Source organism: Streptomyces sp. NPDC058326 (assembly GCF_042879855.1).
In the GTDB taxonomy this organism is placed as follows: Bacteria; Actinomycetota; Actinomycetes; order Streptomycetales; family Streptomycetaceae; genus Streptomyces.
Genome location: NZ_JBHVZO010000007.1, coordinates 180077 through 204881, shown reverse-complemented (window position 1 = coordinate 204881; position 24805 = coordinate 180077). Strand labels below are relative to the sequence as shown.

Below are 24805 nucleotides of genomic sequence, written 5' to 3'. Positions count from 1 at the left end.
TTCTGCCATGACGAACCACGTGTACGAGGAGGCCGGGAACTGATGGCACGGCGATACGACTGCAACGAGGCGACCGACCGCGTGACCGGTCTGCGCGAAGCCGCGTCCGCCGTCCGCCGGGGCGAGCTGGTCGTGCTGCCCACCGACACCGTCTACGGGATCGGGGCGGACGCCTTCAGCAGCGAGGCCGTCGCCGACCTGCTCGCCGCCAAGGGCCGGGGCCGCAACATGCCCACACCCGTGCTCATCGGCTCCCCGAACACCCTCCACGGCCTCGTCACGGACTTCTCCGAGCAGGCCTGGGAGCTCGTCGACGCGTTCTGGCCCGGCGCGCTCACCCTCGTCGCCAGGCACCAGCCGTCCCTCCAGTGGGACCTGGGCGACACCCGGGGCACGGTCGCCATCCGCATGCCGCTGCACCCGGTCGCCATCGAACTGCTCACCGAGGTCGGACCGATGGCGGTCTCCTCGGCCAACCTCACCGGCCACCCGTCGCCGGAGGACTGCGACGCGGCCCAGCAGATGCTCGGCGACTCCGTCTCCGTCTACCTCGACGGCGGCCCGACCCCCGGCATCGTCCCCTCCTCCATCGTCGACGTCACGGGCAAGGTCCCGGTGCTGCTGCGCGAGGGCGCGCTGTCCCCGGAGGAGCTCCGGAAGGTCGTACCCGACCTCGAGGTGGCGAATTGACCGCCCCTGAGGGGCGTGGCATAGCGGGGTTCGACGACAGCAACACCTTCCGCATCCTCCACGTCAGCACCGGCAACGTCTGCCGCTCGCCCATCACCGAGCGGCTGACCCGCCATGCCCTGAGCGACCGCCTCGGCGATCCTCTCGGCGGCGGCCTGATCGTGGAGAGCGCGGGCACCTGGGGCCACGAGGGCGCCCCCATGGAGGCCAACGCGGAACTGGTCCTCGCCGACTTCGGCGCGGACTACAGCGGCTTCGTGGGACGCGAGCTCCTCGACGAGCACGTCATCCGCGCGGACCTGGTCCTGACGGCGACCCGCGACCACCGGGCGCAGGTCATCTCGATGGGCCACTCGGCGGGCCTGCGCACCTTCACCCTGAAGGAGTTCACCCGCCTGGTCCGCGCGATCGACCCGGCCACGCTCCCGGACGCCCACGACGAGGGCATGGTGGAACGCGCGCGTGCCCTGGTCCGCGCGGCGGCGGCTCTACGCGGGTGGCTTCTGGCCCCGTCGGTCGACGCGGACGAGGTCAACGACCCGTACGGCGCCCCGATCACCTTCTTCCGCTCGATCGGCGACGAGATCAACCAGGCGCTGGACCCGGTGGTGACGGCACTGACGGGCGTACGGGCACGGGACTGACGGTCCCGACGGACGTACCAGCACGGGACTGACGGGCGTACGGGGGCGGGGACCGGGTTCGACGGGCGGGCCTCGGGGCGCGTGTCTACATTGGTGACATGTCGGTCACCGCTCCACTCGCCGAGGAACTCGACGTCCTGCGCCGGCAGGACCCGGAGATCGCCGACGTACTGCTCGGCGAGGGGCGTCGGCAGGCCGAGTGCCTGCAGTTGATCGCCGCCGAGAACTTCACCTCGCCCGCCGTCCTCGCCGCCCTCGGCTCCCCGCTCGCCAACAAGTACGCCGAGGGCTACCCCGGCGCCCGCCACCACGGCGGCTGCGAGTACGCGGACGCCGCCGAGCGGATCGCCGTCGAGCGGGCCACCGCGCTCTTCGGCGCCGACCACGCGAACGTCCAGGCACACTCGGGCTCCTCGGCCGTCCTGGCGGCGTACGCGGCCCTTCTCAGGCCCGGTGACACGGTGCTGGCCATGGGCCTGAACCACGGCGGGCACCTCACGCACGGTTCACCGGCGAACTTCTCCGGGCGCTGGTTCGACTTCGTCCCGTACGGCGTGGACGCCGAGACCGGCCTCGTCGACCACGAACAGGTCGCCGCGCTCGCCCGCCACCACCGGCCCAAGGCGATCGTGTGCGGCTCGATCTCCTACCCCCGCCACGTGGATTACGCGGTCTTCCGCGAGATCGCCGACGAGGTCGGCGCCTATCTCATCGCCGACGCGGCCCATCCGATCGGTCTCGTCGCCGGGGGAGCGGCCCCCAGCCCCGTCCCGTACGCCGACGTGGTCTGCGCGACCACCCACAAGGTGCTGCGGGGTCCGCGCGGCGGAATGATCCTCTGCGGCGACGACCTCGCGGGGCGGATCGACCGCGCGGTGTTCCCCTTCACCCAGGGCGGCGCCCAGATGCACACGATCGCGGCGAAGGCGGTGGCCTTCGGCGAGGCGTCCACCCCGGCGTTCACCGCGTACGCCCATCAGGTGGTCGAGAACGCCCGGGTCCTCGCCGCCGCGCTCGCCGCCGAGGGCTTCGCCGTGACCACCGGCGGCACCGACACCCATCTCATCACCGCCGACCCCGCCCCCCTCGGCATCGAGGGGCGGACCGCACGCGCCCGGCTCGCCGCCGCCGGCATCGTGCTCGACACCTGCGCCCTGCCCCACGGGGAGGCGCGCGGCATCCGGCTCGGCACCGCCGCCGTCACCACCCAGGGCATGGGCGCCCCCGAGATGGTCCGGATCGTCGCGCTCTTCACCGCCGCGCTGCGGGAGGACGCCGCGGAGACCGCCCGGGTACGGGCGGAGGTACGGGCTCTGACCGGCCGATTTCCCCCGTATGGACGGTGAGGAAAGACCGGGGGAGGACCGAACGCAACCGTTCGGGCGGCCCGCGTGTCTCCAAGCACATGGACGGCACGGCTAGGGTGTGGGGCTGAGATGGCCAGCGATTCCTGTGGGGCAGCCCGTGCGTGATTACCTGCTGACGCTGTGTGTCACGGCGGCGGTGACCTATCTGCTCACCGGTCCGGTGCGGAAGTTCGCCATCGCCACCGGGGCGATGCCGGAGATCCGCGCCCGCGACGTACACCGAGAACCGACTCCGCGGCTCGGTGGCATCGCCATGTTCTTCGGGCTGTGCGCGGGACTCCTCGTCGCCGACCACCTGCAGAACCTGAACAGCGTCTTCGAGCTCTCCAACGAGCCGCGCGCGCTGCTCTCCGGTGCCGCCCTGATCTGGCTGATCGGCGTCCTCGACGACAAGTTCGAGCTGGACGCGCTGATCAAGCTGGGCGCGCAGATGATCTCGGCGGGCGTGATGGTCGCGCAGGGTCTGACGATCCTGTGGCTGCCGATCCCGGGTGTCGGCGTGGTCTCCCTGACCCCCTGGCAGGGCACGCTCCTCACCGTCGCCCTGGTCGTCCTCACCATCAACGCCGTCAACTTCGTCGACGGTCTCGACGGCCTCGCCGCCGGCATGGTCTGCATCGCCGCCGCCGCCTTCTTCCTGTACGCGTACCGCCTCTGGTACGGCTACACGATCGAGGCCGCCGCCCCCGCGACGCTCTTCACCGTCATCCTCATGGGCATGTGCCTGGGCTTCCTGCCGCACAACATGCACCCGGCGCGGATCTTCATGGGCGACTCCGGCTCGATGCTGATCGGTCTGATCCTGGCGGCCTCCGCCATCTCGATCACCGGCCAGGTCGACCCGGACGCGCTGAAGATCTTCGAGGGCTCGACCCGGGAGGCCACCCACGCCGCCCTGCCGGTCTTCATCCCGCTGCTGCTGCCGCTGACGATCATCGCGATCCCGATGGCCGACCTCGTCCTGGCGATCGTCCGCCGCACGTGGAAGGGCCAGTCGCCGTTCGCCGCCGACCGCGGCCACCTCCACCACCGGCTCCTGGAGATCGGGCACTCGCACAGCCGCGCCGTGCTGATCATGTACTTCTGGTCGGCGCTCATCGCCTTCGGGACGCTGGCGTACTCGGTCCACTCGGCCTCGATGTGGATCGTCCTGTGTGTCGTCGGGCTGAGCGCGATCGGTCTGGTGCTGCTCCTGCTGCCGCGCTTCACGCCGCGCGCGCCCCGCTGGGCGGAGTCGGTCGTACCGCCCCGCTACCGCCGCCGCAAGCGGATTCCCGTCGTGGAGGCCGCTCCGGAGCCGGTCGCGGTCGAGGAGGAGCGGGTTCCGGTGCCGGCGGGCCTCAACGGCTCCACGGCCATCGGCAACCGCGCGCGCTTCACCGACCGGCGGAAGGCCGGAACGCCAAGTTGACGAAAGCCGCATCCGCGGCCGTTACCAGACAAGATGCCCTACTGTCGCGCACACACGCGCGGAGTAACTCTCATGTGTGACAGTTGGCACACCTTCTGGGTAAAGACCTATTCAAATAGTTTGTGATACGGTTCACGAGACCCGGCGACAGAGCCGAAAGACCGTAGTGCGACGGTCCGTTGGCCCCGAGACCCACCTCGGACCGGGCTTACGCTCGTCCATGACGACACCATCGCCCCCTTCAGCAAGCGGAGACACCGCCATGCCGTCCAACGACGCACGCATCCTTCTGCACACCGCCGTACCCACCGCAGCCGTCGGCGCCGTCGCCACGGTCATCAGCGGGGTGGTCGCCGGTGGCAAGGGTGCGCTCGGAGCGGTCGTCGGCACCCTGGTGGTCCTCCTCTTCATGGGAATCGGGCAGCTGGTTCTGCAGCGGACGGCGAAGTCGTTCCCGCACCTCTTCCAGGCCATGGGGCTCATGCTCTACACGGCCCAGCTGCTGGTGCTCTTCATCTTCCTGGCCTTGCTCAAGAACACCTCGCTGTTCGACTTCAAGGCCTTCGCCTTCACGCTGCTCGCGACGACCGTGGTGTGGGTCGCCGCACAGGCCCGGGCCTACATGAAGGCCAAGATCACGTACATCGACCCCGGAAACACGGGGTCGAAGTCGTGAAGGGTAGGGCCGGGATAAAGCCGCGTTCGGCTTCCTGCTATCGTCCGGTGCCAACTGCGGCACTGCGGGCGCGGGCATCCGAAGCGGCGCCTGTCCCAGCGCGAGGCTCGATGCCGAACCGCCGCCCCCTTATCCGTAAGACCAGTCCAGTGCCGACCCGCGGCTGCGTGCCGCGCCGACACAACGAGGTTGCCGTACCTATGCGCCACGCTGAAGGAGCCCGCGGTGAGTGCTGACCAGACGCTTGCCTTCGACCCGGATTGCCACATCTTCAGTGGATGTGGCTTCCCGGCGCCGGGGCTGCACACGTTCATGTACGAGCCCGTCGCGACGGTGGCCGGCATCGAGATCACCAAGCCGATGCTGCTCGCCATCCTCGGCTCCATCGTGATCGTCGGGTTCTTCTGGGCCGCCTTCAACAAGCCCAAGCTGATCCCCGGCAAGCTGCAGATGGTCGGCGAGGCCGGATACGACTTCGTGCGCCGCGGCATCGTCTACGAGATCATCGGCAAGAAGGACGGCGAGAAGTACGTCCCCTTCATGGTGTCGCTGTTCTTCTTCGTCTGGATCATGAACCTCTGGTCGATCGTTCCGCTCGCCCAGTTCCCGGTCACGTCGCTGATCGCCTTCCCGGCCGGTCTCGCCCTGATCGTGTACGTGATGTGGATCTCGCTCACCTTCAAGAAGCACGGCTTCGTGGGTGGCTGGAAGAACATCGTCGGCTACGACAAGTCCCTCGGCGCGATCCTCCCGATGGTCGTCGTACTCGAGTTCTTCTCGAACCTCATCATCCGGCCCTTCACGCACGCGGTGCGACTGTTCGCGAACATGTTCGCCGGTCACCTGCTCATCGTGATGTTCACGCTGGCCACCTGGTACCTCATGAACGGCCTCGGCTTTGTCTACGCCGGCGCCTCGTTCGTGATGGTCCTTGTGATGACGGCGTTCGAGCTCTTCATCCAGGCCGTCCAGGCGTACGTCTTCGTACTCCTGGCCTGCAGCTACATCCAGGGCGCGCTCTCCGAGCACCACTGAGCCGATCCGTCCCGGATCGTAGCTTCACCCCCAATCCAACAGTCGTCCGGTGGCCAACCCCCACCGGGTCATTGAAAGAGAAGGAAGTAACGGCATGTCCGCTGCTCTCGAACTGGTCAACCTCGCCGCCCCCGGTGACTCCGCCAAGACCACCCTCGTCGGCAACGTCGCGTCCATCGGCTACGGCCTCGCCGCGATCGGCCCCGGCGTCGGCGTCGGCATCATCTTCGGTAACGGTACGCAGGCCCTCGCCCGCCAGCCCGAGGCCGCCGGTCTGATCCGCACCAACCAGATCATGGGCTTCGCCTTCTGTGAGGCGCTCGCCCTCATCGGCATCGTCATGGGCTTCGTCTACCAGTAAGCCGGACCGACTGCCCGATTCTTTTTACGGAAGGCACTGATGTGAACGCTCTGCTTCTTGCGGCGGCGGAGGAGCCCCAGCCTCCTCTGCTCCCGCATCTCGACGAGCTCGTCATCGGCCTGATCGCCTTCGTCATCGTCTTCGGCTTCCTCGCCAAGAAGCTCCTCCCGAACATCAACAAGGTTCTGGAGCAGCGTCGCGAGGCCATCGAGGGTGGCATCGAGAAGGCCGAGTCGGCCCAGATCGAGGCTCAGAGTGTGCTGGAGCAGTACAAGGCCCAGCTCGCCGAGGCCCGCCACGAGGCCGCGCGTCTTCGCCAGGAGGCGACGGAGCAGGGCACCGCGATCATCCAGGAGATGAAGGCGGAAGGCCAGCGCCAGCGCGAGGAGATCATCGCGGCCGGCCACACGCAGATCGAGGCCGACCGCAAGGCCGCCTCCGCGTCGCTGCGTCAGGACGTGGGCAAGCTCGCCACCGACCTGGCCGGCAAGCTGGTCGGCGAGTCCCTCGAGGACACCGCCCGCCAGAGCCGCACGATCGACCGCTTCCTCGACGAGCTCGAGGAGAAGGCCGAGGCCGTCCGATGAACGGAGCGAGCCGCGAGGCACTGGCCGCCGCCCGTGAGTCCCTCGACGCGCTGACCGACAACACCTCGGTCGACGCGACGAAGCTCTCGGACGAGCTGGCCGCCGTCACCGTGCTGCTCGACCGCGAGGTGTCGCTGCGCCGGGTCCTGACCGACCCCGCGCAGTCGGGTGAGGCCAAGGCCGAGCTCGCGCAGCGACTCCTGAGCGGTCAGGTGGACGGCGTGACCCTCGACCTGGTGTCCGGCATGGTGCGTTCCCGCTGGTCGCGTTCGCGTGACCTGGTCGACGCCGCCGAGGAACTGGCGAACACCGCCGACCTCACCGCGGCGCAGAAGGCGGGCGCGCTCGACGGCGTCGAGGACGAGCTGTTCCGGTTCGGCCGGATCGTGTCCTCCAGCAACGAGCTCCGCTCGGCGCTGACGGACAAGGCCGCCACGGCCGCCGCCAAGGGCGCGCTGCTCCGCAGCCTGCTCGGCGGCAAGGCCCACGCGACCACTGAGCGTCTGGTCGTCCGTCTCGTGACCCAGCCCCGTGGACGTAGCCTGGAAGCGGGACTCGAGTCCCTGTCCAAGCTCGCCGCGGCGCGCCGGAACCGGATGGTCGCCGTCGTCACCTCGGCGGTGCCGCTGTCGGACCAGCAGAAGCAGCGCCTCGGTGCCGTCCTCGCCAAGCTGTACGGCCGCGAGATGCACCTGAACCTGGACGTGGACCCGGCGGTCCTCGGCGGGATCACCGTGCAGGTCGGCGACGAGGTCATCAACGGGTCCATCGCGGAGCGCCTCGACGAGGCGACCCGTCGACTCGCCGGCTGACGGCAGCCACAGCACAAGGCATCACAGCACCACAGCATCACCAGCGGCCCGGTTGGGCCGTGCAGAGATTGCAGAAGATTCCTGGGGGTCGGCCCCCAGACCCCTTAAGAAACTTCGGGCCCAACAAGGAGAGCAGGGAACCCAGATGGCGGAGCTCACGATCCGGCCGGAGGAGATCCGGGACGCACTGGAGAACTTCGTCCAGTCGTACCAGCCGGACGCGGCCTCGCGCGAGGAGGTCGGCACGGTCAGCCTGGCCGGTGACGGTATCGCGAAGGTCGAGGGTCTTCCCTCGGCCATGGCGAACGAGCTGCTGAAGTTCGAGGACGGGACCCTGGGTCTCGCCCTGAACCTCGAAGAGCGCGAGATCGGCGCGATCGTCCTCGGCGAGTTCAGCGGTATCGAGGAGGGACAGTCGGTGCAGCGCACCGGCGAGGTCCTCTCCGTCGGTGTCGGTGAGGGATACCTGGGTCGCGTCGTCGACCCGCTCGGCAACCCGATCGACGGTCTCGGCGAGATCGCGACGGAGGGCCGTCGCGCCCTCGAGCTGCAGGCCCCGGGCGTTATGGCCCGTAAGTCGGTGCACGAGCCGATGGAGACCGGCTACAAGGCCGTCGACGCCATGACGCCGGTCGGCCGTGGCCAGCGTCAGCTGATCATCGGTGACCGTCAGACCGGCAAGACCGCGCTGTGCGTCGACACGATCATCAACCAGCGCGACAACTGGCGCTCGGGCGACGTGAACAAGCAGGTCCGCTGCATCTACGTCGCCGTCGGCCAGAAGGGCTCGACCATCGCGTCCGTTCGCGGCGCCCTGGAAGAGGCCGGTGCGCTCGAGTACACGACGATCGTCGCCGCCCCGGCGTCCGACCCGGCCGGCTTCAAGTACCTGGCGCCGTACACCGGTTCCGCCATCGGTCAGCACTGGATGTACCAGGGCAAGCACGTCCTGATCGTCTTCGACGACCTGTCGAAGCAGGCCGACGCCTACCGCGCCGTGTCGCTGCTGCTGCGCCGCCCGCCGGGCCGTGAGGCCTACCCGGGTGACGTCTTCTACCTGCACTCGCGTCTCCTCGAGCGCTGCGCGAAGCTCTCGGACGAGCTGGGTGCCGGTTCGATGACCGGTCTTCCGATCGTCGAGACCAAGGCGAACGACGTGTCGGCGTTCATCCCGACCAACGTCATCTCCATCACCGACGGCCAGTGCTTCCTTGAGTCCGACCTGTTCAACGCCGGCCAGCGTCCGGCCCTGAACGTCGGTATCTCGGTCTCCCGCGTCGGTGGCTCCGCCCAGCACAAGGCGATGAAGCAGATCTCCGGTCGCCTCCGTGTCGACCTGGCCCAGTTCCGTGAGCTGGAGGCGTTCGCCGCCTTCGGTTCCGACCTGGACGCCGCGTCGAAGGCGCAGCTGGAGCGTGGACAGCGCATGGTCGAGCTGCTCAAGCAGGCTCAGTACCAGCCGATGCCCACCGAGAACCAGGTCGTCTCCGTCTGGGCCGGTACCACCGGCAAGATGGACGACGTCCCGGTCGCCGACATCCGCCGCTTCGAGGCCGAGCTCCTGGCGTACCTGCGCCAGAACCACTCGGGTCTCATGACCTCCATCCGTGAGGGCGGCAAGATGTCCGACGACACCCTGCAGTCCGTCGGTGACGCCATCGCGGAGTTCAAGAAGCAGTTCGAGACCTCTGACGGCAAGCTGCTGGGCGAGGACGCTCCTGCCGCCGTCAACGTCTCGAAGTGACGACGGAAGGGACCTGACTCATGGGAGCGCAGCTCCGGGTCTACAAGCGTCGCATCAAATCCGTCACCGCGACGAAGAAGATCACCAAGGCGATGGAGATGATCGCCGCCTCGCGTGTCGTCAAGGCGCAGCGCAAGGTGCAGGCGTCGACTCCGTACGCGACCGAGCTGACGCGCGCGGTCACGGCGGTGGCCACGGGTGCCAATGACAAGCACCCGCTGACCACCGAGGCGGAGAACCCGGTTCGCGCCGCGGTTCTGCTCCTCTCGAGCGACCGCGGTCTGGCCGGCGCCTTCAACTCCAACGCCATCAAGGCGGCGGAAAAGCTGACGGCGAAGCTGGAGGGCGAGGGCCGCGAGGTCACCGTCTATGTCGTCGGCCGTCGTGGTATCGCGCACTACAACTTCCGTGAGCGGAAGCTGGCCGGTACGTGGACCGGGTTCACGGACCAGCCGTCGTACGGCGACGCCAAGACGATCGCGGCTCCGCTGATCGAGGCGATCGAGCAGGACACGGCGGAGGGTGGTGTGGACGAGCTCCACATCGTCTACACCGAGTTCGTCTCGATGATGACGCAGACGGCGGTCGAGGCCCGGCTGCTGCCCCTCAGCCTCGACGAGGTGGCGAAGGAGGCCGGCGGTTCGGACACGCTCCGTCCGCTGTACGACTTCGAGCCGTCGGCGGAGGACGTCCTCGACGCCCTGCTGCCCCGGTACGTCGAGAGCCGGATCTACAACGCGCTGCTCCAGTCGGCTGCCTCCAAGCACGCTGCCACGCGCCGCGCGATGAAGTCGGCGACCGACAACGCGGGAGACTTGATCAACAACCTCTCCCGACTTGCCAACGCGGCCCGCCAGGCCGAAATCACCCAGGAAATCAGCGAGATCGTCGGTGGCACCGCAGCCCTGGCCGACGCGACCGCGGGGAGTGACAAGTAATGACGACCACTGTTGAGACGGCCGCCGCCACGGGCCGCGTCGCCCGGGTCATCGGCCCGGTCGTCGACGTGGAGTTCCCCGTCGACGCGATGCCGGAGATCTACAACGCCCTGAACGTCGAGGTCCCGGACCCGGCCGTGGAGGGTGGCACCAAGACGCTGACCCTCGAGGTCGCCCAGCACCTCGGTGACGGCGTCGTCCGCACCATCTCGATGCAGCCCACCGACGGCCTGGTCCGCCAGGCCCCGGTGACCAACACGGGCACGGGCATCACCGTCCCGGTCGGTGACGTCACCAAGGGTCGTGTGTTCAACACGCTCGGCCAGGTGCTGAACGCCGACGAGTCCACCGTGGCCGACGCGCCGCGCTGGACGATCCACCGCAAGGCTCCCGCCTTCGACCAGCTCGAGTCCAAGACCGAGATGTTCGAGACCGGCCTGAAGGTCGTCGACCTTCTCACCCCGTACGTCAAGGGTGGAAAGATCGGTCTGTTCGGTGGCGCCGGTGTCGGCAAGACCGTTCTGATCCAGGAAATGATCGTCCGTGTGGCCAAGCTGCACGACGGTGTCTCCGTCTTCGCGGGCGTCGGCGAGCGCACCCGTGAGGGCAACGACCTCATGGTCGAGATGGAGGAGGCCGGCGTTCTCGACAAGACCGCGCTGGTCTTCGGCCAGATGGACGAGCCCCCGGGCACCCGTCTGCGCGTGGCCCTCGCCGGTCTGACCATGGCGGAGTACTTCCGCGATGTGCAGAAGCAGGACGTGCTGTTCTTCATCGACAACATCTTCCGCTTCACCCAGGCCGGCTCCGAGGTCTCGACCCTGCTCGGCCGTATGCCCTCCGCAGTGGGTTACCAGCCGAACCTGGCCGACGAGATGGGTCTCCTCCAGGAGCGCATCACCTCGACCCGTGGTCACTCGATCACCTCGATGCAGGCGATCTACGTCCCCGCGGACGACCTGACCGACCCGGCTCCGGCCACCACCTTCGCCCACCTCGACGCGACGACGGTTCTCTCCCGTCCGATCTCCGAGAAGGGCATCTACCCGGCCGTGGACCCGCTGGACTCCACGTCCCGGATCCTGGACCCGCGCTACATCGCGCAGGACCACTACGACGCCGCCACGCGCGTCAAGGGAATCCTGCAGAAGTACAAGGATCTCCAGGACATCATCGCGATCCTCGGTATCGACGAGCTGAGCGAGGAGGACAAGCTCGTTGTCCACCGCGCCCGCCGTGTCGAGCGCTTCCTGTCCCAGAACACCCACGCGGCGAAGCAGTTCACCGGTGTGGACGGTTCGGACGTTCCGCTCGACGAGTCGATCGCCGCGTTCAACGCGATCTGCGACGGTGAGTACGACCACTTCCCCGAGCAGGCGTTCTTCATGTGCGGTGGTCTTGAGGACCTCAAGAACAACGCCAAGGAGCTCGGCGTCTCCTGAGCCCCGTGCTCGCCCGAGTGGGGGCGGGATCCGTCCCGCCCCCGCTCCACGCCCATTAGAATTGACCCCAACACCCGGCAGACCCGCCGGGTGGTGACCCGAGGAGCCACCCTTGGCTGCTGAGCTGCACGTCGAGCTGGTCGCCGCGGACCGGAGTGTCTGGTCCGGCGAGGCCACCCTGGTCATCGCGCGTACCACCTCCGGCGACATCGGCGTCATGCCCGGCCACCAGCCGCTGCTCGGTGTGCTGGAGTCGGGCCCGGTGACCATCCGTACGAGCGAGGGCGCGACCGTCGTCGCCGCCGTCCACGGCGGATTCATCTCGTTTGCCGACGACAAGCTGTCTCTGCTCGCGGAGATCTGCGAGCTGGCGGACGAGATCGACGCCCAGCGCGCCGAGCGCGCGCTGGAGCGTGCGAAGTCGGACTCCGACGCCGCCGCCGAGCGGCGCGCCGATGTCCGGCTGCGCGCGGTAGCGGTCCGTTAAGGTCCGCGCCGAGCAGTAGTGCCCTCAGCCGCGGCACGATCCGGAATTTTCCGGACCGTGCCGCGGCTGAGGCGATGCATATGCAGGTTGTATTCGGTTCTGCCGGCGGTGCCGGCTACGGGACGCAGCGAGGAGGTCGGTGAAGATGTTCCTCGCTCTGCTCGTGTGCGGCCTGGTCGTCGCACTGGTGGTGATCGGGCTCTTCGTCTTCGGACTGCGCCGGAGGCTGATCCAGCGCGCCGGCGGCACCTTCGACTGTTCCCTGCACTGGAACGTCCCGGACGATCCGGATCCGAGCGGCAAGGGCTGGGTCTACGGCGTCGCCCGTTACAGCGGTGACGAGATCGCCTGGTTCCGTGTCTTCTCGTACGCGCCCCGCCCGCGCCGGGTCCTGGAGCGCTCGTCCATCGTGGCTCTGGAGCGCCGGATGCCGGAGGGCGAGGAGGAGCTAGCGCTGCTCTCCGATGCGGTGATCCAGCCCTGTATGTACGAGGGCGTGCGGCTGGAGCTGGCGATGAGCGAGGACGCGCGGACCGGTTTCATGGCCTGGCTGGAGGCGGCGCCTCCGGGGCAGAGGGTGAACGTCGCGTAGACGTGAAAGAAGCGGGGGACGGCGTGCTGCGCCGTCCCCCGCTTCTTTCGTGCGTGCTAGTTCAGGCCGGTGTTGATGGCTCCGACGAGTTCGCCGTTGCCGGTGTCACCGCTGAACTCCCAGAAGAAGGCGCCGCCCAGGCCCTGGTTCTTCGCCCAGTTCATCTTGGACGTGACCGTGGCCGGGGTGTCGTAGCTCCACCAGTTGGTGCCGCAGTGGGCGTACGCGGTGCCCGCGACGGTGCCGGTGGCCGGGCAGGAGGCCTTGAGGACCTTGTAGTCCTCGATGCCCTGCTCGTACGTGCCCGCCGCCGGGCCGGTCGCCGTGCCGCCGGGGGCCGACTGGGTGACGCCGGTCCAGCCGCGCCCGTAGAAGCCGATGCCGAGCAGCAGCTTCTTGGCGGGGACGCCCTTCGCCTTGAACTTGGCGATCGCCTCGGCGGAGTTGAAGCCGGCCTGCGGGATGCCGGCGTACGAGGTGAGCGGGGAGTGCGGGGCCGTCGGGCCCTTCGCCGCCCAGGCGCCGAAGAAGTCGTACGTCATGACGTTGAACCAGTCCATGTACTGCGCGGCGCCGCCGTAGTCGGCGGCGTCGATCTTTCCGCCGGCGGAGGCGTCGGCGGTGACGGCCGCGGTGACCAGGTTGTTGGTACCGAACTTGGCGCGCATGGCCTGCATCATGTTCTTGAAGGAGGCGGCGCCGCTGGTGTCACAGGTGAGACCGCAGGCGTTGGGGTACTCCCAGTCGAGGTCGATGCCGTCGAAGACGTCGGCCCAGCGCGGGTCCTCGACCAGGTCGTAGCAGGACTGGGCGAAGGCGGCCGGGTTCTGCACGGCCTGGCCGAAGCCGCCGGACCAGGTCCAGCCGCCGAAGGACCAGAGGATCTTGATGTTCGGGTAGGCCTTCTTCAGCTTGCGCAGCTGGTTGAAGTTGCCGCGCAGCGGCTGGTCCCAGGTGTCGGCCACGCCGTCGACGGACTGGTCGGCGGTGTAGGCCTTGTCGTAGTCGGCGTAGGCGTCACCGATGGTGCACTTGCCGCCGGTGACGTTGCCGAAGGCGTAGTTGATGTGGGTGATCTTGGACGCGGAGCCCGAGGTCACGATGTTCTTCACGTGGTAGTTGCGGCCGTAGACGCCCCAGTTGGTGAAGTAGCCCATCTTCACGGTGTTGCCGACGGGCGGGTTGGTGCCGCCGCCCGTCGTGCGGACGGAGACCGCGCCGCTCGCCGGGCCGGTCTGGTCGACGGTGTCGCGGGCGACGACCGTGTAGCTGTAGTCGGTGCCGGCGGTCAGGCCCTGGTCGGTGTGGGTGAGGCCGGTGACCGTGGCGACCTTGGCGCCGTTGCGGAGGACGTCGTAGTTCTTGATGCCCTTGTCGTCGGTGGCCGCGGTCCAGGTGAGCTTCACCGAGGTGTCGGTGATGCCGGAGGCGGTGGGCGTGCCGGGGGCCGAGGGGGCGTTGTCGCCGGGCTGGCTGGTGCCGTCGCAGGAGGCGCCGTTGATCTTGCAGCCGGTGGGAGCGCCGGGGCCGGCGCCGTTGTAGCCGAAGGAGACGGAGGCGCCGGGGGCGAGAGTGCCGTTCCAGCCGACGTTCTTGGCGGTCCAGTGGGTGCCGGAGCTGGTGACGGTGGCGTCCCAGGCGGAGGTCACGGAGGTGCCGGCGGGGTAGTCCCACTCGACGGTCCAGGCGCTGATGGTGGTGGTGCCGGTGTTCTTGATGGTCCAGTTGGCACCGAATCCGGTGCCCCAGTCCTGGGTCTTGGTGTAGGTGGCCGTGGCCGAGGTGGCCGCTTCGGCGGGGGTGGCGAGGCCGACCATGGCGGCCAGGGGCAGGATCAGGGCGGTCAGACCGGCGGCGGCCCGGTGTCTGAACCCTGTTCTGCGCGTCGGTGCTTGAGTGCTCAACGGTGCTCCTCAAGTTGCGGACGGACGAGGGGGTGGGGGTGGTCCGTGAAGATGCGCGCGCCCCGCGAGCGTAGGAAGGTCTGGACCAATCGTCAAGAGGTCCAGACCAACGTCGCCGCCGTTGTCCTAGACGCCCAACTCGCGCGCCAGCACCGCCGCTTGCACCCTGCTCCGCAGCTCCAGTTTCCCCAGCACCTTGCTGACGTGCGTCTTCACGGTCGCCTCCGCCATGTCGAGCCGTACCGCGATCTCCGCGTTCGACAGACCCTGCCCGAGCGCCGACAGCACCTCCCGCTCCCGGGGGGTCAGCGACGCGAGGATGCCGGGGTCCGGCGTCCGTGCGGACCGCCCCGTCGCCGCGAACTCCGCGATCAGCCGCCGGGTCACCGCCGGGGCGATCAGGCCCTCGCCGCGCGCCACCGTCCGGACCGCCTCGATCAGCTCCCGCGCGTCCGCGTTCTTGAGGAGGAAACCGGCCGCGCCCGCCCGCAGCGCCCCGAAGACGTACTCGTCCAGATCGAACGTGGTCAGGACCAGCACGTCCGCGAGCCCCTCCGTGACCACGATCCCCGTCGCCGTCACCCCGTCCATCCGGGGCATCTGCACATCCATCAGGACCAGATCGGGCCGCAGCTCCCGCGCCAGCTCCACCGCGCGCTCCCCGTCCGGGGCCTCCCCGACCACCTCGATGTCCGGCGCGCTGCCCAGGATCAGCACGAGCCCCGCCCGTACCGCCGACTGGTCCTCGGCGACCACCACCCGCACCGTCATGCCCGCTCCTCGTCACTCGCGTCCACGGGCAGCTCCGCCCGTACCCGCCACAGTCTCCGGCCCCCCTCGTCCGTCACCGCACCCGCCTCGAAGATCCCGTCGAGCAGGGCCACCCGCTCCCGCATCCCCACCAGGCCCGCCCCCGAACCGGGTGCGGTCGGGCCGGGGCGCTCCCCGTACGGACTCGTCACCCGCACCCACAGCGCTCCGGGGCCCTGGCCCAGGGTCACCCGCACCTCGCCCGGCGCCGCGTGCTTGAGCGCGTTCGTCAGGGACTCCTGCACGATCCTGTACGCGGCCAGCTCCACCGGCGCCGGCAGGGGCGCCACGGTCTTCCGGGTGTCGTCGAGGGCGAGGACGAGACCGCTCGGCCCGACGTTCGCCCGCGCCCGGTCGACCAGGGCGTCCAGACCGGCGAGGGTGGGGGCGACGGACGGCTCCGCGTCCCCGCTGCTGTCCCGGAGGATGCCGATCAGCCGTCGCATCTCCGCCAGGCCCGCCACGCTGTTCTCCCGGATCACGGTGAGCGCCTGCCGGGTGGTGGCCGGCTCGTCGAGGGAGAGCGCCGCCGTGGAGTGGATCGCGATCGCCGAGAGGTGGTTCGCCACCATGTCGTGCAGCTCGCGCGCCATCCGCGCCCGCTCGGCGACCACGGCCTGCGCCCGGTCCATCTCGGCGAGCAGGGCTGTCTGTTCCGCCCGGAGCCGGGCGGCCTCCGCCGCTTCCCGGTGGTTGCGGACGACGGCGCCGGTCAGCGCGGGCATGAAGGAGATCATGCCGGTGAGCACCCCGACGAGCAGGGCGATCGCGTTCTGCCACCAGACGAGGAAGCCGATGGTCACCGCGACCGTGATCAGCCCGGTCGTGTACGGGACCCGACGCGCGGAGGCGGGCTTGCCGTACACGACGGCCGCGTAGACCACGTCCGTGAACATCAGGACGGTGACCAGGTTCCCGTTGGTGAACTGGTCGGCGACGATCGCGAGCGTGCCGACGACCAGCGCCGTCTGTGGCAGGGTCCGGCGCAGTGTCTCCGCCGAGGCCATCACCGTGAGCGGGATCAGCGTCGCCCACCGCTGGTCGAGGACCCGGTCGCCGGTCGTGTAGAGGCCGAAGGACCACAGGAGCAGCCCGATGGCGAGCCCCAGGAAGCCCATGAGCAGGTCGAAGCGGTGGGGGCGGGGGAGTGTCACGTACTCATCCAACACGTCCGCGCCCGCCCCGACCTCCTCGTCCGGGCCGATCCGTTCCTCCGCCGAAGGATGTAGGCGTACGTCGTCACCGATGACGACGTACGAGGCCGGATCCCACGGGACGCTGAAGGGGAACCGAAAGGGGAACCGCCGTGATCGTCACGCTGATCGTCGTCTGCGAGGTGGGCTTCTGGGTCCTGCTGGCCGCCGGCCTCGCCGCCCGCTATCTGCTGAGGAAGCCGAAGCTGGGCGCGGCACTGCTGCTGTGCGAACCGCTCCTCGAGGTCCTGCTCCTCGTCGTCACGGCGATCGACCTCAAGAACGGGGCCGAGCCGAGCTGGCGGCACGGCCTCGCCGCCATCTACATCGGCTACACGGTCGGTCACGGCCACCGGACCGTGAAGTGGCTCGACGGCCACGCCGCCCATCGCCTCGGCGGCGGCCCGCCGCCCCCGAAGCCGCCCCGGTACGGGATGGCCCGCGCCCGTCACGAGGGACGGATCTGGCTCGGCTCGGTGGTCGCGGCCTCCGTGGCCGCCGCCCTCCTGCTCGCCGCGATCTGGTACGTCGGCGAGGCCGGCGACACCTCGAAGCTGGAGGCCTCGGTCGCCGGCGTCTGGCGGGCGGTCGGCATTCACGGCCTGATCGTGCTCAGCTACGTGGTCTGGCCGAAGAAGGCCCCCGAGGGCGCGTCAGCGCTCCCCGCCAGGGACCCAGAGGACGTCCCCGACCTCCTTGTTCGCGACCCGCGCAAGGATGAAGAGCAGGTCTGACAGGCGGTTGAGGTAGGTCGCGGTGAGGGGGTTCATCGTCTCCGCGTGGACCTCCAGAGCCGCCCAGGTGGAGCGCTCCGCCCGCCGGACCACCGTGCACGCCTGGTGCAGCAGGGCCGCACCGGGCGTGCCGCCCGGCAGGATGAAGGAGCGCAGCTTCTCCAGCTCCTCCAGGAAGCGGTCGCAGTCGGCCTCCAGCTTGTCGACGTACGGCTGTTCCACCCGCAGAGGCGGATACTTCGGGTCCTCGACCACCGGTGTGCACAGGTCCGCGCCCACGTCGAAGAGGTCGTTCTGGACCCGGACGAGGACCTTCACGACCTCCTCGTCGAGCTGCCCGAGGGCGACGGCCGTGCCGATGGCGGCGTTGGCCTCGTTGGCGTCGGCGTAGGCCGAGATCCGCAGATCCGTCTTGGCGGTCCGGCTCATGTCGCCGAGCGCCGTGGTGCCCTGGTCGCCGGTACGGGTGTAGATGCGCGTCAGATTGACCATGGGCCCAGCCTAGTTAGGCACCGGCGCTCCGGAACGTCCGTGTGCCCACCGTCACGGCGAGCGCCGCCACACCGAGGGCGACGAGGACCCCGTACAGCAGGGTCGGTGTCGTGTAGTGGCCGACGTACGCCTCCCGGACGGCGTCCACCAGATAGCGGAACGGCGTGAGGCGCGAGAGCACGTCGAGCCACCCGGGGGCGAGCGTCATCGGCAGCATCAGGCCGGACAGCAGCATCGCCGGCATCGCGAGCGTGTTGATCGCCGGGCCGAACTCCTGCGGGGTGCGGAGCTTCAGGGCCAGGGCGTACGAGAGGGAGGCGAGCGCCACCGACAGCAGGGCCACGAAGCCGAAGCCGATCAGGATTCCGGCGAGCGGGGCCCGCAGTCCCATCGGCAGGGCCACCAGGACGAGCAGGACCGCCTGGAAGACGAAGAGCGCGGCGTCCCGCAGCACCCGGCCGAGCAGCAGGGCGAGCCGGCTCACCGGGGTGACCCGCATCCGGTCGAACACGCCCCAGTTCTTCTCCATGATGATCGAGAACCCGGCGAACGAGGCTCCGAAGAGCCCCAGTTGCAGGAGCAGGCCCGGGACGAGGATCTGCCAGGAGTCGCCCTCGCGGCCCAGGGGGAGTCCGGTGAGCAGGGGCCCGAAGAAGAGCAGGTAGAGCAGCGGCATCAGGACGCCGAAGAAGATCTGGAACGGGGAGCGCAGGGTCTGGCGGGCGTAGCGTCCGAAGAGGAGCGCGGTGTCGTGGAGAAGCATCGGTTGTCCTAGGGGTGCGGGGTCCGCGCGGGGTCAGACGGCTACGGGTGTGGTGTCGACGGGCGCCGGACCCCGCCCGGTGACGGCGAGGAAGGCGTCCTGGAGGGTGGCCGCGCCGTGGGCGGCCTTCAGGGCGGCGGGGCTGTCCTCGGCCACGACCGTGCCCTTGTCCACGATCACCAGCCGGTCGGCGAGGGAGTCCGCCTCGTCCAGGTAGTGGGTGGTGAGGACGACGGTGGTGCCGTACTCGTCGCGGAGCCGCCGGACCAGCGTCCACAGGTCGGCGCGGCTGCCGGGGTCGAGTCCGGTCGTCGGTTCGTCGAGGAAGAGGATCTCCGGCCGGTGGGTGAGGCCCATCGCGAGGTCGAGCCGCCGGCGCTGGCCGCCGGAGAGCGCGGGGGTCGGGCGGTCGAGGAGCTCGGTGAGCCCGAGGTCGGCCGCGAGTTCCTCGGTGCGGGCCGCCGCGCGGGCCCGGTTCATTCCGTAGAGCCTGCCCTGGGTGACGAGCTCGGAGCGGACGGTCTCCTGCGGGTCGAGGCCTCCGGACTGGGCGACGTACCCGATGCGGCGGCGTACGGCCGCGGGGTCCCGTACGAGGTCGTGGCCGGCGACGGTCGCGGCGCCGGCGGTGGGCGGGAGCAGCGTGGTGAGCATCCGGAGGGTGGTGGTCTTTCCGGCGCCGTTGGGGCCGAGGAGTCCGAGGATCTCGCCGGGCCGGACGGTCAGGTCGATCCCTCGGACGGCCTCCACGGGGCCGTTCCTGGTGGAGAAGGTCCGGGCGAGCCCGGCGGTGCTGATGATGGGCATGGCGACTACAGAAACAGAGTCGATGAAATTTTGCAACGTCCCCAAAATTTCAGTGACACCGAAATTTCAGGGAGCCTAGGATGAGCGCATGGCCGAGGGACTCAGGGAACGCAAGAAGCGCGAGACGAAGCAGCGGATCTCGGACATCGCGACGGGGCTCTTCCTGGAACACGGCTTCGCGCACGTGACCGTCGCCGATGTCGCCGAGGCGGCGGACGTCTCCGTCAACACCGTCTACAACTACTTCCCGGCGAAGGAGGACCTCTTCCTCGACCGGATGGACGGCGTCACCCAACGCCTCGCCCGGATGATCAGGGGCCGCGACCGGGGGGAGTCCGCGGCCCGCGCCGTGCTGCGCGAACTCCGCCAGGACATCGGAGCCGTCTCACCCGCGTACGGACTCATGGACGGCTTCGACGCCTTCATGAACGTCATCGAGCACGCCCCCACCCTCAAGGCCCGGCTCTTCCACGTCCAGGAGCAGGTCCAGGACGCCGTCGTCACCACACTCCGCGAGGAGACCGGCGCGCCCGCCGACGATCCGCTGCCCCTGCTCGTCGGCGGGCAGCTCGCCTGGATCGAGAACGCGGTCGTCGGGTACATCACCCGCGAGATGACCACCGGCGGCAAGGCGACCACCGTCTCCCGGCAGGCCCTGGTGCTCCTCGACGAGATCGAGGAGCTGCTGAGCGAGCGGGTCCTGACGTACGCGGTACGCGAGCGCTGACGGCCCCCCAGGCGCTCCCCTAGGCCGTCACTTTCGGCCGTCCGCCCGCGACCGTCGCCAGCGCGCGGGCGGCGCCGACCGCCTCCGCCTCCGTGCTGAAGCGGCCGAACGCGATCCGGACGCTGCCCCTGATCCGCTCGGGCGGCAGCCCGATCGCCCGCAGGACGTGCGACGGCTCCTGCGCCGAGCTGTTGCAGGCGGAACCCGTCGAGACCGCGAGGTCGGCGACCTCCAGGAGCAGTTGCTGCGCGTCCACGTCCGGGAACGACAGGTTCACCGCGTGCGGCAGGAAGCCCGGCCCCGTACCGCTGTTGAGTGTGTACGGGACGAGATCCGCCAGCTCCGCGAGGAACCGGCCCCGCAGCCCCGCGAGCCGGGCCGCCTCCTCCTCCCGGCCCGCCGCGAGCACCCCCACGGCCGCGCCGAGGCCGATGACCGCGGCGGTGTTGAGCGTGCCCGCGCGCAGCCCCCGCTCCTGCCCGCCGCCGTGCAGCAGTGGCGCGAGCGGCGTCCGGTCCGAGAGCCGGTTCGCGACGTACAGCACGCCGACACCCTTCGGACCGTAGATCTTGTGCCCGGAGAAGGTCAGCAGGTCGACCCCGAGCGCCCGTACGTCCACCGGCAGCGAGCCCACCCCCTGCGTCGCGTCGCAGTGCAGCGGCACGCCCGCCGCCCGGGTCAGCGCGCCGATCTCGGCGACCGGCTGGATGGTGGAGACCTCGTTGTTCGCGAGCATCACCGAGACGAGCGCGGTGTCCGGCCGGAGCGCCGCGGCGACCCGCCGCGGATCGACCCGGCCCTCGGCGTCGACCGGCAGCACCGTCACCTCGTGGCCCGCGTCCCGCAGCGAACGGCACGTGTCGAGCACCGACTTGTGCTCCACCGCCGTCGTCACCACATGGCGGGGTCCGCCCGTCGTCGTGGCGACTCCCTTGATCGCGAGGTTGTTTCCCTCCGTCGCACCGGAGGTGAAGTAGATCTCGCTGCGCCCCGCCCCGATGAGCCGGGCCACCGCGCCGCGGGCGCGCTCGACCTCGCGGAAGGCGCGGATGCCGGCGGCGTGCGGGCTGGACGGGTTGGCGTAGCAGTGGGTGGCGGCGAAGTTCATCGCCTCGACGACCGCCGGGTCCATCGGGGTGGTCGCCTGGTGGTCCAGGTAGATCGTGGCCATGCCGGTTCTCCCTCTTCCGCTGTGACGGGTGGTCAGAAGTCGTACGCGGTGTAGGTCAGGGCCAGCGGATCGGCGCAGGCCGCGTCGGCGAAGACAAGCACGATCTCCTCCTCGGGCGTGCCGAGGGTGCGGAGGTAGATCTCGGCGCCCTTGGTCACCTTGTCCCGGTCGGCGAGCGAGTTGATGTCGACGACATGGCGGTGCGCGCAGTCGGGAAAGGCCCGCAGCCGGGCGAAGTAGCGCGCGAAGTACTCGGCGACGATGAGTGGGCAGCGCGGTACGACGTGGTCGTCCTTGACGACGCCGGCGAGCACCTTCTCGTACTGGCGGGAGCGGAAGACGATCTCGTCCCCCTCGCGGGTGAACAGGGGGTGGGCGGCGGGGTCGCGCAGCCACCGCTTCATCGACCGGGCGGCGCGGTTGCGCAGGTTCCGCTCGCGGGTGACGGTGAAGTCGATCCCGGCCGCGGCGGCCGAGGCGGTGAGCGGGGAGAGGTCGGTCTCGGCGGGGCCGGCCGCCGGCAGCGTGCAGACGTCGGTGGAACAGGACATGCCGAGGTCGTTGACGATGACGTCGTACAGGACCTTGTTGCCGCGGTGGAGCCGGCGGGCGGCCGCTCCGGTCTCCTGCGCGAGGGCGAAGGAGTTGAGTGAGAACGCGCCGATGCCGGCCGTCGTGTCGAAGTAGCCTCCCGCGACGAGGAGCGCCGAGCGTGAGGTGGGGGAGACGGTCTCGAGCAGGGGCGCGACCCGGGCCGGGACCGTACGGCTCCGAGGGGGGAGAGGGCTGGTCGTGCTCGTCGGGCTGGTCACGTGGGCACTCCGTTCTTCCGGGAGGGGGTTCGGTCGTTCGGTAGGGGCGGCGGGTCCGGCGGCGCGGCGGAGCTCCGCGCCGTGCCGACGGCCGCGCCCACCACGCAGAGGACGGCCGCCCACTGGACCCACGAGAGCCGTTCGCCGAGCAGGGCGAGGCCCACCAGGGCGGCGATGACCGGCTCCACGGTCGAGAGGACGGCGAAGACCCGCGGTGGCATCCGCCGCAGCGCGGCGAACTCCAGGGAGAACGGCACGACGGTCGTGAGGACGGCCACCGCGAGCGCGGCCCCGAGCACCCCCGGGTCGAGCAGGACGCCGGGGGAGGGCAGGCCCAGTACGGGGGCGGTGGGCAGCGCGAGGACGGCGGCGACCGTGAGTCCGATGGCCAGACCGGAGCCGCCGGGGACGGCCCTGCCGACCCGTGCGCCGAGCAGGATGTACCCGGTGAGCGCCGCTCCGGTGAGCAGGCTCGCGGCCAGGCCGACCGGGTCGTCCATGCCCTTCGTGCCGCCGAGGACGAGCAGGCCGGTGCCCGCGAGCGTCACCCAGATCCGGTCGAGGGCGCGGCGCGAGGTGAAGGCGGCGAGCAGCAGCGGTCCGCTGAACTCCAGGGTCACGACGACCCCGAGGGGGAGGCGTGAGGTCGCCTCGTAGAAGGAGAACTGCATCACGGCGAAGACGGCCCCGTAGGGGAGGAGCAGTCGCCAGTGGTCGCGCAGGAGCCGGGGCGCGGGCCGGGAGAGCAGGCAGAGCAGGGTGGCGGCGATGAGCAGCCGTAACAGGGTCGCGCCGGCCGGGCCGGTCTGTTCGAAGAGCCGCTTCGCGAAGGCGGAGCCGAACTGGAGGCTGATCATGCCGGTCAGCAGGAGCAGCGGGGCGGGGGCGGTCCCCAGGGCGTACGGACGCATGACGGCAGCTCCTTCCGAACGACGACCGTCGGACAAGTGCGCCTGACTATATACCCCCCTGGGGTATGCCGCGACCGTACGAGTGGCCGAACGGGGTGTTGTGAGTGTGACGTCCGTCAAAGACAGCGTGACGCGCGTTACTTAGCGGTCACATGGCGCCCCCCGACCGCTAATCTCCGCCGGAGAGCCAGAAGTGAACAGGCGTTGAGGGGTGGAAAACCGTGGCAAGGAAGCTCGCCGTCATCGGAGCCGGACTCATGGGGTCCGGCATCGCACAGGTCTCGGCACAGGCGGGCTGGGACGTCGTCCTGCGTGACGTCACCGACGCCGCCCTCACCCGGGGCACCGACGGCATCAAGGCGTCGTACGACCGCTTCGTCGCGAAGGGGAAGCTCGACGCCGCCGACGCCGAGGCCGCGCTGGGCCGGATCACCGCCACCACCGAGCTCGAGGCCGTCGCCGACGCGGACGTCATCGTCGAGGCCGTCTTCGAGAACCTCGACGTGAAGCACGAGATCTTCCGCTCGCTCGACAAGGTCGCCAAGGACGGTGCCGTCCTCGCCTCCAACACCTCCGCGATCCCGATCACCAAGATCGCCGCGGTGACCGAGCGCCCCGAGGCCGTCGTCGGCGCCCACTTCTTCTCCCCGGTCCCGATGATGCAGCTCTGCGAGCTCGTCCGCGGCTACAAGACCAGCGACGAGACCCTCGCCGCCACGCGGGAGTTCGCCGAGTCCGTCGGCAAGACCTGCATCGTCGTCAACCGCGACGTGGCCGGCTTCGTCACCACCCGGCTCATCGCCGCCCTCGTCGTCGAGGCCGCCAAGCTCCAGGAGTCGGGCGTCGCCACCGCCGAGGACATCGACATCGCCTGCAAGCTCGGCTTCGGCCACGCCATGGGCCCGCTCGCCACGGCCGACCTCACCGGCATCGACATCCTGGTGAACGCGGCCAACAACATCTACACCGAGTCCCAGGACGAGAAGTTCGCACCGCCGGAGCTGATGCGCCGGATGGTGGACGCGGGTGACATCGGCCGCAAGAGCGGGCAGGGCTACTACAAGTACTGAGCCCGTTCCGCCACCCCGCCTCACCCCGTGGGGTGAATTTCGGTACCGGTTCGCTGACAAGGCGCAACGCTTCTGCTGTCTCGGCAGTCAGTTGTTGCGAAGACGGAGACTCTCGGGGAGCACATATGCACATCAGGGGCGACCACGTCGAGCTGGTCGTCGGGGGCCGCCTCGACGTCCGCAGCGCGGCGGACGCCCGTACGGTCCTGCACTCGGCCGTCGACGACGGAGTCGGCGACCTGGTGCTCGACCTGACCGGCCTCGACTCCTGGGACGCGACCGGGCTCGGCGTCATCATGGGCGCCCACCGGCGGGCCGGCCGCTGCGGCCGTCGCCTCGTCCTGCGCGGGGTGCCGCCCCAGATGCAGCGGCTGCTCGTCGCCACCCGGCTGCACCGCATCCTCGCCATCGAGGGCGGCCTCGCCCTGGAGTCCCTGCCCCGGGTGTGAGCCGCCCGGGCCGCCGCGCCCTGTGAAGCAGCTGTGTGAACCAGGCGTCACGCTCAATCCTCACAAGACCGTGACGTCTTGGTCTTCGGGGCACCCCACCTGTTCCCGGCCGCCTGACCACGGTCTAGGGTTCGGTCGCCTGCACATTGACGGACCCACCCGGCGGGCACCGGACA

General features: G+C 69.8%; 27 protein-coding genes. 18 read left to right on the top strand and 9 right to left on the bottom strand.

Annotated elements, in window-relative coordinates:
• Positions 1–42 precede the first annotated feature (42 nt).
• From ACFVYX_RS16185 to ACFVYX_RS16120, 14 genes are all read left to right on the top strand, one after another.
• Complete coding sequence (locus ACFVYX_RS16185; RefSeq protein ID WP_189834241.1) at positions 43–690, top strand: L-threonylcarbamoyladenylate synthase; 648 nt, start codon at positions 43–45, stop codon at positions 688–690.
• Positions 687–1334, top strand: coding sequence for a protein-tyrosine-phosphatase (locus ACFVYX_RS16180; protein WP_383580035.1), 648 nt, complete (start codon positions 687–689; stop codon positions 1332–1334). Before ACFVYX_RS16185 ends, ACFVYX_RS16180 begins: the two co-directional genes overlap by 4 nt.
• Positions 1335–1432: 98 nt before the next feature.
• Positions 1433–2680 (top strand): serine hydroxymethyltransferase, encoded by a 1248-nt coding sequence (gene glyA / locus ACFVYX_RS16175; RefSeq protein ID WP_389681997.1) that lies wholly within the window; start codon positions 1433–1435, stop codon positions 2678–2680.
• A 118-nt stretch (positions 2681–2798) separates the two neighbouring features.
• Complete coding sequence (locus tag ACFVYX_RS16170) at positions 2799–4112, top strand: MraY family glycosyltransferase (RefSeq protein ID WP_389681996.1); 1314 nt, start codon at positions 2799–2801, stop codon at positions 4110–4112.
• A 262-nt stretch (positions 4113–4374) separates the two neighbouring features.
• Complete coding sequence (locus ACFVYX_RS16165) at positions 4375–4788, top strand: hypothetical protein (RefSeq protein ID WP_389681995.1); 414 nt, start codon at positions 4375–4377, stop codon at positions 4786–4788.
• A gap of 225 nt (positions 4789–5013) precedes the next feature.
• Positions 5014–5823 carry a F0F1 ATP synthase subunit A gene (gene atpB / locus ACFVYX_RS16160; RefSeq protein ID WP_389681994.1) on the top strand — a complete coding sequence of 270 codons (810 nt, stop codon included), beginning with the start codon at positions 5014–5016 and terminating at the stop codon, positions 5821–5823.
• 94 nt (positions 5824–5917) lie between these two features.
• The gene (gene atpE / locus ACFVYX_RS16155) at positions 5918–6184 is read left to right on the top strand and encodes an ATP synthase F0 subunit C (RefSeq protein WP_055599282.1); all 267 of its coding nucleotides are present in this window, start codon (positions 5918–5920) and stop codon (positions 6182–6184) included.
• Between the two features lie 41 nt (positions 6185–6225).
• Entirely contained in the window at positions 6226–6771 is a 546-nt protein-coding gene (locus tag ACFVYX_RS16150; RefSeq protein ID WP_389681993.1) for a F0F1 ATP synthase subunit B, read from the top strand.
• Complete coding sequence (locus tag ACFVYX_RS16145; protein ID WP_389681992.1) at positions 6768–7583, top strand: F0F1 ATP synthase subunit delta; 816 nt, start codon at positions 6768–6770, stop codon at positions 7581–7583. The genes ACFVYX_RS16150 and ACFVYX_RS16145 overlap by 4 nt, the downstream gene beginning before the upstream one ends.
• Before the next feature lie 145 nt (positions 7584–7728).
• A complete protein-coding gene (atpA, locus tag ACFVYX_RS16140; RefSeq protein WP_376400029.1) occupies positions 7729–9327 on the top strand; it encodes a F0F1 ATP synthase subunit alpha in 1599 nt (532 codons plus the stop codon).
• A 20-nt stretch (positions 9328–9347) separates the two neighbouring features.
• Entirely contained in the window at positions 9348–10265 is a 918-nt protein-coding gene (locus ACFVYX_RS16135) for a F0F1 ATP synthase subunit gamma (RefSeq protein WP_389681991.1), read from the top strand.
• On the top strand, positions 10265–11707 hold the full coding sequence (gene atpD, locus ACFVYX_RS16130; protein ID WP_389681990.1) for a F0F1 ATP synthase subunit beta: 1443 nt from the start codon (positions 10265–10267) through the stop codon (positions 11705–11707). Before ACFVYX_RS16135 ends, atpD begins: the two co-directional genes overlap by 1 nt.
• A 112-nt stretch (positions 11708–11819) precedes the next feature.
• Complete coding sequence (locus tag ACFVYX_RS16125) at positions 11820–12194, top strand: F0F1 ATP synthase subunit epsilon (RefSeq protein WP_024761909.1); 375 nt, start codon at positions 11820–11822, stop codon at positions 12192–12194.
• A 145-nt stretch (positions 12195–12339) separates the two neighbouring features.
• The gene (locus ACFVYX_RS16120) at positions 12340–12786 is read left to right on the top strand and encodes a DUF2550 domain-containing protein (protein ID WP_189834231.1); all 447 of its coding nucleotides are present in this window, start codon (positions 12340–12342) and stop codon (positions 12784–12786) included.
• A gap of 56 nt (positions 12787–12842) precedes the next feature.
• Here ACFVYX_RS16120 and ACFVYX_RS16115 read toward each other — a convergent pair whose 3' ends face one another.
• The 3 genes from ACFVYX_RS16115 to ACFVYX_RS16105 all read right to left on the bottom strand — a co-directional run bounded on the left by ACFVYX_RS16115 (position 12843) and on the right by ACFVYX_RS16105 (position 16654).
• Positions 12843–14690: a glycosyl hydrolase family 18 protein gene (locus ACFVYX_RS16115; RefSeq protein WP_389681989.1), complete on the bottom strand. Its 1848-nt coding sequence runs from the start codon at positions 14688–14690 to the stop codon at positions 12843–12845.
• A 126-nt stretch (positions 14691–14816) separates the two neighbouring features.
• On the bottom strand, positions 14817–15461 hold the full coding sequence (locus tag ACFVYX_RS16110; protein ID WP_389681988.1) for a response regulator: 645 nt from the start codon (positions 15459–15461) through the stop codon (positions 14817–14819).
• On the bottom strand, positions 15458–16654 hold the full coding sequence (locus tag ACFVYX_RS16105; RefSeq protein ID WP_389681987.1) for a sensor histidine kinase: 1197 nt from the start codon (positions 16652–16654) through the stop codon (positions 15458–15460). The genes ACFVYX_RS16110 and ACFVYX_RS16105 overlap by 4 nt, the downstream gene beginning before the upstream one ends.
• A gap of 152 nt (positions 16655–16806) precedes the next feature.
• On the opposite strand from ACFVYX_RS16105, the gene ACFVYX_RS16100 reads away from it, so the two are divergent.
• Positions 16807–17427: a hypothetical protein gene (locus tag ACFVYX_RS16100; RefSeq protein WP_389681986.1), complete on the top strand. Its 621-nt coding sequence runs from the start codon at positions 16807–16809 to the stop codon at positions 17425–17427.
• Here ACFVYX_RS16100 and ACFVYX_RS16095 read toward each other — a convergent pair.
• The 3 genes from ACFVYX_RS16095 to ACFVYX_RS16085 are packed head-to-tail and all read right to left on the bottom strand — an operon-like array spanning position 17347 to position 19489.
• Complete coding sequence (locus ACFVYX_RS16095; protein ID WP_389681985.1) at positions 17347–17919, bottom strand: cob(I)yrinic acid a,c-diamide adenosyltransferase; 573 nt, start codon at positions 17917–17919, stop codon at positions 17347–17349. The genes ACFVYX_RS16100 and ACFVYX_RS16095 overlap by 81 nt on opposite strands.
• Positions 17920–17932: 13 nt before the next feature.
• Positions 17933–18682, bottom strand: a complete 750-nt coding sequence (locus ACFVYX_RS16090; RefSeq protein ID WP_389681984.1) for an ABC transporter permease — start codon at positions 18680–18682, stop codon at positions 17933–17935.
• Between the two features lie 33 nt (positions 18683–18715).
• Complete coding sequence (locus ACFVYX_RS16085) at positions 18716–19489, bottom strand: ABC transporter ATP-binding protein (RefSeq protein ID WP_389681983.1); 774 nt, start codon at positions 19487–19489, stop codon at positions 18716–18718.
• Between the two features lie 88 nt (positions 19490–19577).
• Here ACFVYX_RS16085 and ACFVYX_RS16080 point away from each other — a divergent pair, with 88 nt between their 5' ends.
• Complete coding sequence (locus tag ACFVYX_RS16080) at positions 19578–20216, top strand: TetR/AcrR family transcriptional regulator (RefSeq protein ID WP_389681982.1); 639 nt, start codon at positions 19578–19580, stop codon at positions 20214–20216.
• Between the two features lie 19 nt (positions 20217–20235).
• Here ACFVYX_RS16080 and ACFVYX_RS16075 read toward each other — a convergent pair whose 3' ends face one another.
• The 3 genes from ACFVYX_RS16075 to ACFVYX_RS16065 are packed head-to-tail and all read right to left on the bottom strand — an operon-like array spanning position 20236 to position 23110.
• On the bottom strand, positions 20236–21387 hold the full coding sequence (locus ACFVYX_RS16075) for a cysteine desulfurase family protein (protein WP_389681981.1): 1152 nt from the start codon (positions 21385–21387) through the stop codon (positions 20236–20238).
• 32 nt (positions 21388–21419) lie between these two features.
• Complete coding sequence (locus ACFVYX_RS16070) at positions 21420–22199, bottom strand: hypothetical protein (protein ID WP_389681980.1); 780 nt, start codon at positions 22197–22199, stop codon at positions 21420–21422.
• On the bottom strand, positions 22196–23110 hold the full coding sequence (locus tag ACFVYX_RS16065) for a DMT family transporter (protein ID WP_389681979.1): 915 nt from the start codon (positions 23108–23110) through the stop codon (positions 22196–22198). Before ACFVYX_RS16065 ends, ACFVYX_RS16070 begins: the two co-directional genes overlap by 4 nt.
• A gap of 221 nt (positions 23111–23331) precedes the next feature.
• On the opposite strand from ACFVYX_RS16065, the gene ACFVYX_RS16060 reads away from it, so the two are divergent.
• Positions 23332–24180: a 3-hydroxyacyl-CoA dehydrogenase family protein gene (locus ACFVYX_RS16060; protein WP_389681978.1), complete on the top strand. Its 849-nt coding sequence runs from the start codon at positions 23332–23334 to the stop codon at positions 24178–24180.
• Positions 24181–24305: 125 nt separating this feature from the next.
• The gene (locus ACFVYX_RS16055; RefSeq protein WP_030210572.1) at positions 24306–24629 is read left to right on the top strand and encodes an STAS domain-containing protein; all 324 of its coding nucleotides are present in this window, start codon (positions 24306–24308) and stop codon (positions 24627–24629) included.
• The last annotated feature ends 176 nt before the right edge of the window (positions 24630–24805 follow it).

What these genes read in the sequence shown, in the direction of transcription:
- ACFVYX_RS16185 (WP_189834241.1), top strand. Translation starts at nt 43, where the DNA reads ATGGCACGGCGATACGACTGCAACGAGGCGACCGACCGCGTGACCGGT.
- glyA (WP_389681997.1), top strand. Translation starts at nt 1,433, where the DNA reads ATGTCGGTCACCGCTCCACTCGCCGAGGAACTCGACGTCCTGCGCCGG.
- ACFVYX_RS16165 (WP_389681995.1), top strand. Translation starts at nt 4,375, where the DNA reads ATGCCGTCCAACGACGCACGCATCCTTCTGCACACCGCCGTACCCACC.
- atpE (WP_055599282.1), top strand. Translation starts at nt 5,918, where the DNA reads ATGTCCGCTGCTCTCGAACTGGTCAACCTCGCCGCCCCCGGTGACTCC.
- ACFVYX_RS16145 (WP_389681992.1), top strand. Translation starts at nt 6,768, where the DNA reads ATGAACGGAGCGAGCCGCGAGGCACTGGCCGCCGCCCGTGAGTCCCTC.
- atpA (WP_376400029.1), top strand. Translation starts at nt 7,729, where the DNA reads ATGGCGGAGCTCACGATCCGGCCGGAGGAGATCCGGGACGCACTGGAG.
- ACFVYX_RS16135 (WP_389681991.1), top strand. Translation starts at nt 9,348, where the DNA reads ATGGGAGCGCAGCTCCGGGTCTACAAGCGTCGCATCAAATCCGTCACC.
- atpD (WP_389681990.1), top strand. Translation starts at nt 10,265, where the DNA reads ATGACGACCACTGTTGAGACGGCCGCCGCCACGGGCCGCGTCGCCCGG.
- ACFVYX_RS16120 (WP_189834231.1), top strand. Translation starts at nt 12,340, where the DNA reads ATGTTCCTCGCTCTGCTCGTGTGCGGCCTGGTCGTCGCACTGGTGGTG.
- ACFVYX_RS16110 (WP_389681988.1), bottom strand. Translation starts at nt 15,461, where the DNA reads ATGACGGTGCGGGTGGTGGTCGCCGAGGACCAGTCGGCGGTACGGGCG.
- ACFVYX_RS16095 (WP_389681985.1), bottom strand. Translation starts at nt 17,919, where the DNA reads ATGGTCAATCTGACGCGCATCTACACCCGTACCGGCGACCAGGGCACC.
- ACFVYX_RS16090 (WP_389681984.1), bottom strand. Translation starts at nt 18,682, where the DNA reads ATGCTTCTCCACGACACCGCGCTCCTCTTCGGACGCTACGCCCGCCAG.
- ACFVYX_RS16085 (WP_389681983.1), bottom strand. Translation starts at nt 19,489, where the DNA reads ATGCCCATCATCAGCACCGCCGGGCTCGCCCGGACCTTCTCCACCAGG.
- ACFVYX_RS16080 (WP_389681982.1), top strand. Translation starts at nt 19,578, where the DNA reads ATGGCCGAGGGACTCAGGGAACGCAAGAAGCGCGAGACGAAGCAGCGG.
- ACFVYX_RS16075 (WP_389681981.1), bottom strand. Translation starts at nt 21,387, where the DNA reads ATGGCCACGATCTACCTGGACCACCAGGCGACCACCCCGATGGACCCG.
- ACFVYX_RS16065 (WP_389681979.1), bottom strand. Translation starts at nt 23,110, where the DNA reads ATGCGTCCGTACGCCCTGGGGACCGCCCCCGCCCCGCTGCTCCTGCTG.
- ACFVYX_RS16055 (WP_030210572.1), top strand. Translation starts at nt 24,306, where the DNA reads ATGCACATCAGGGGCGACCACGTCGAGCTGGTCGTCGGGGGCCGCCTC.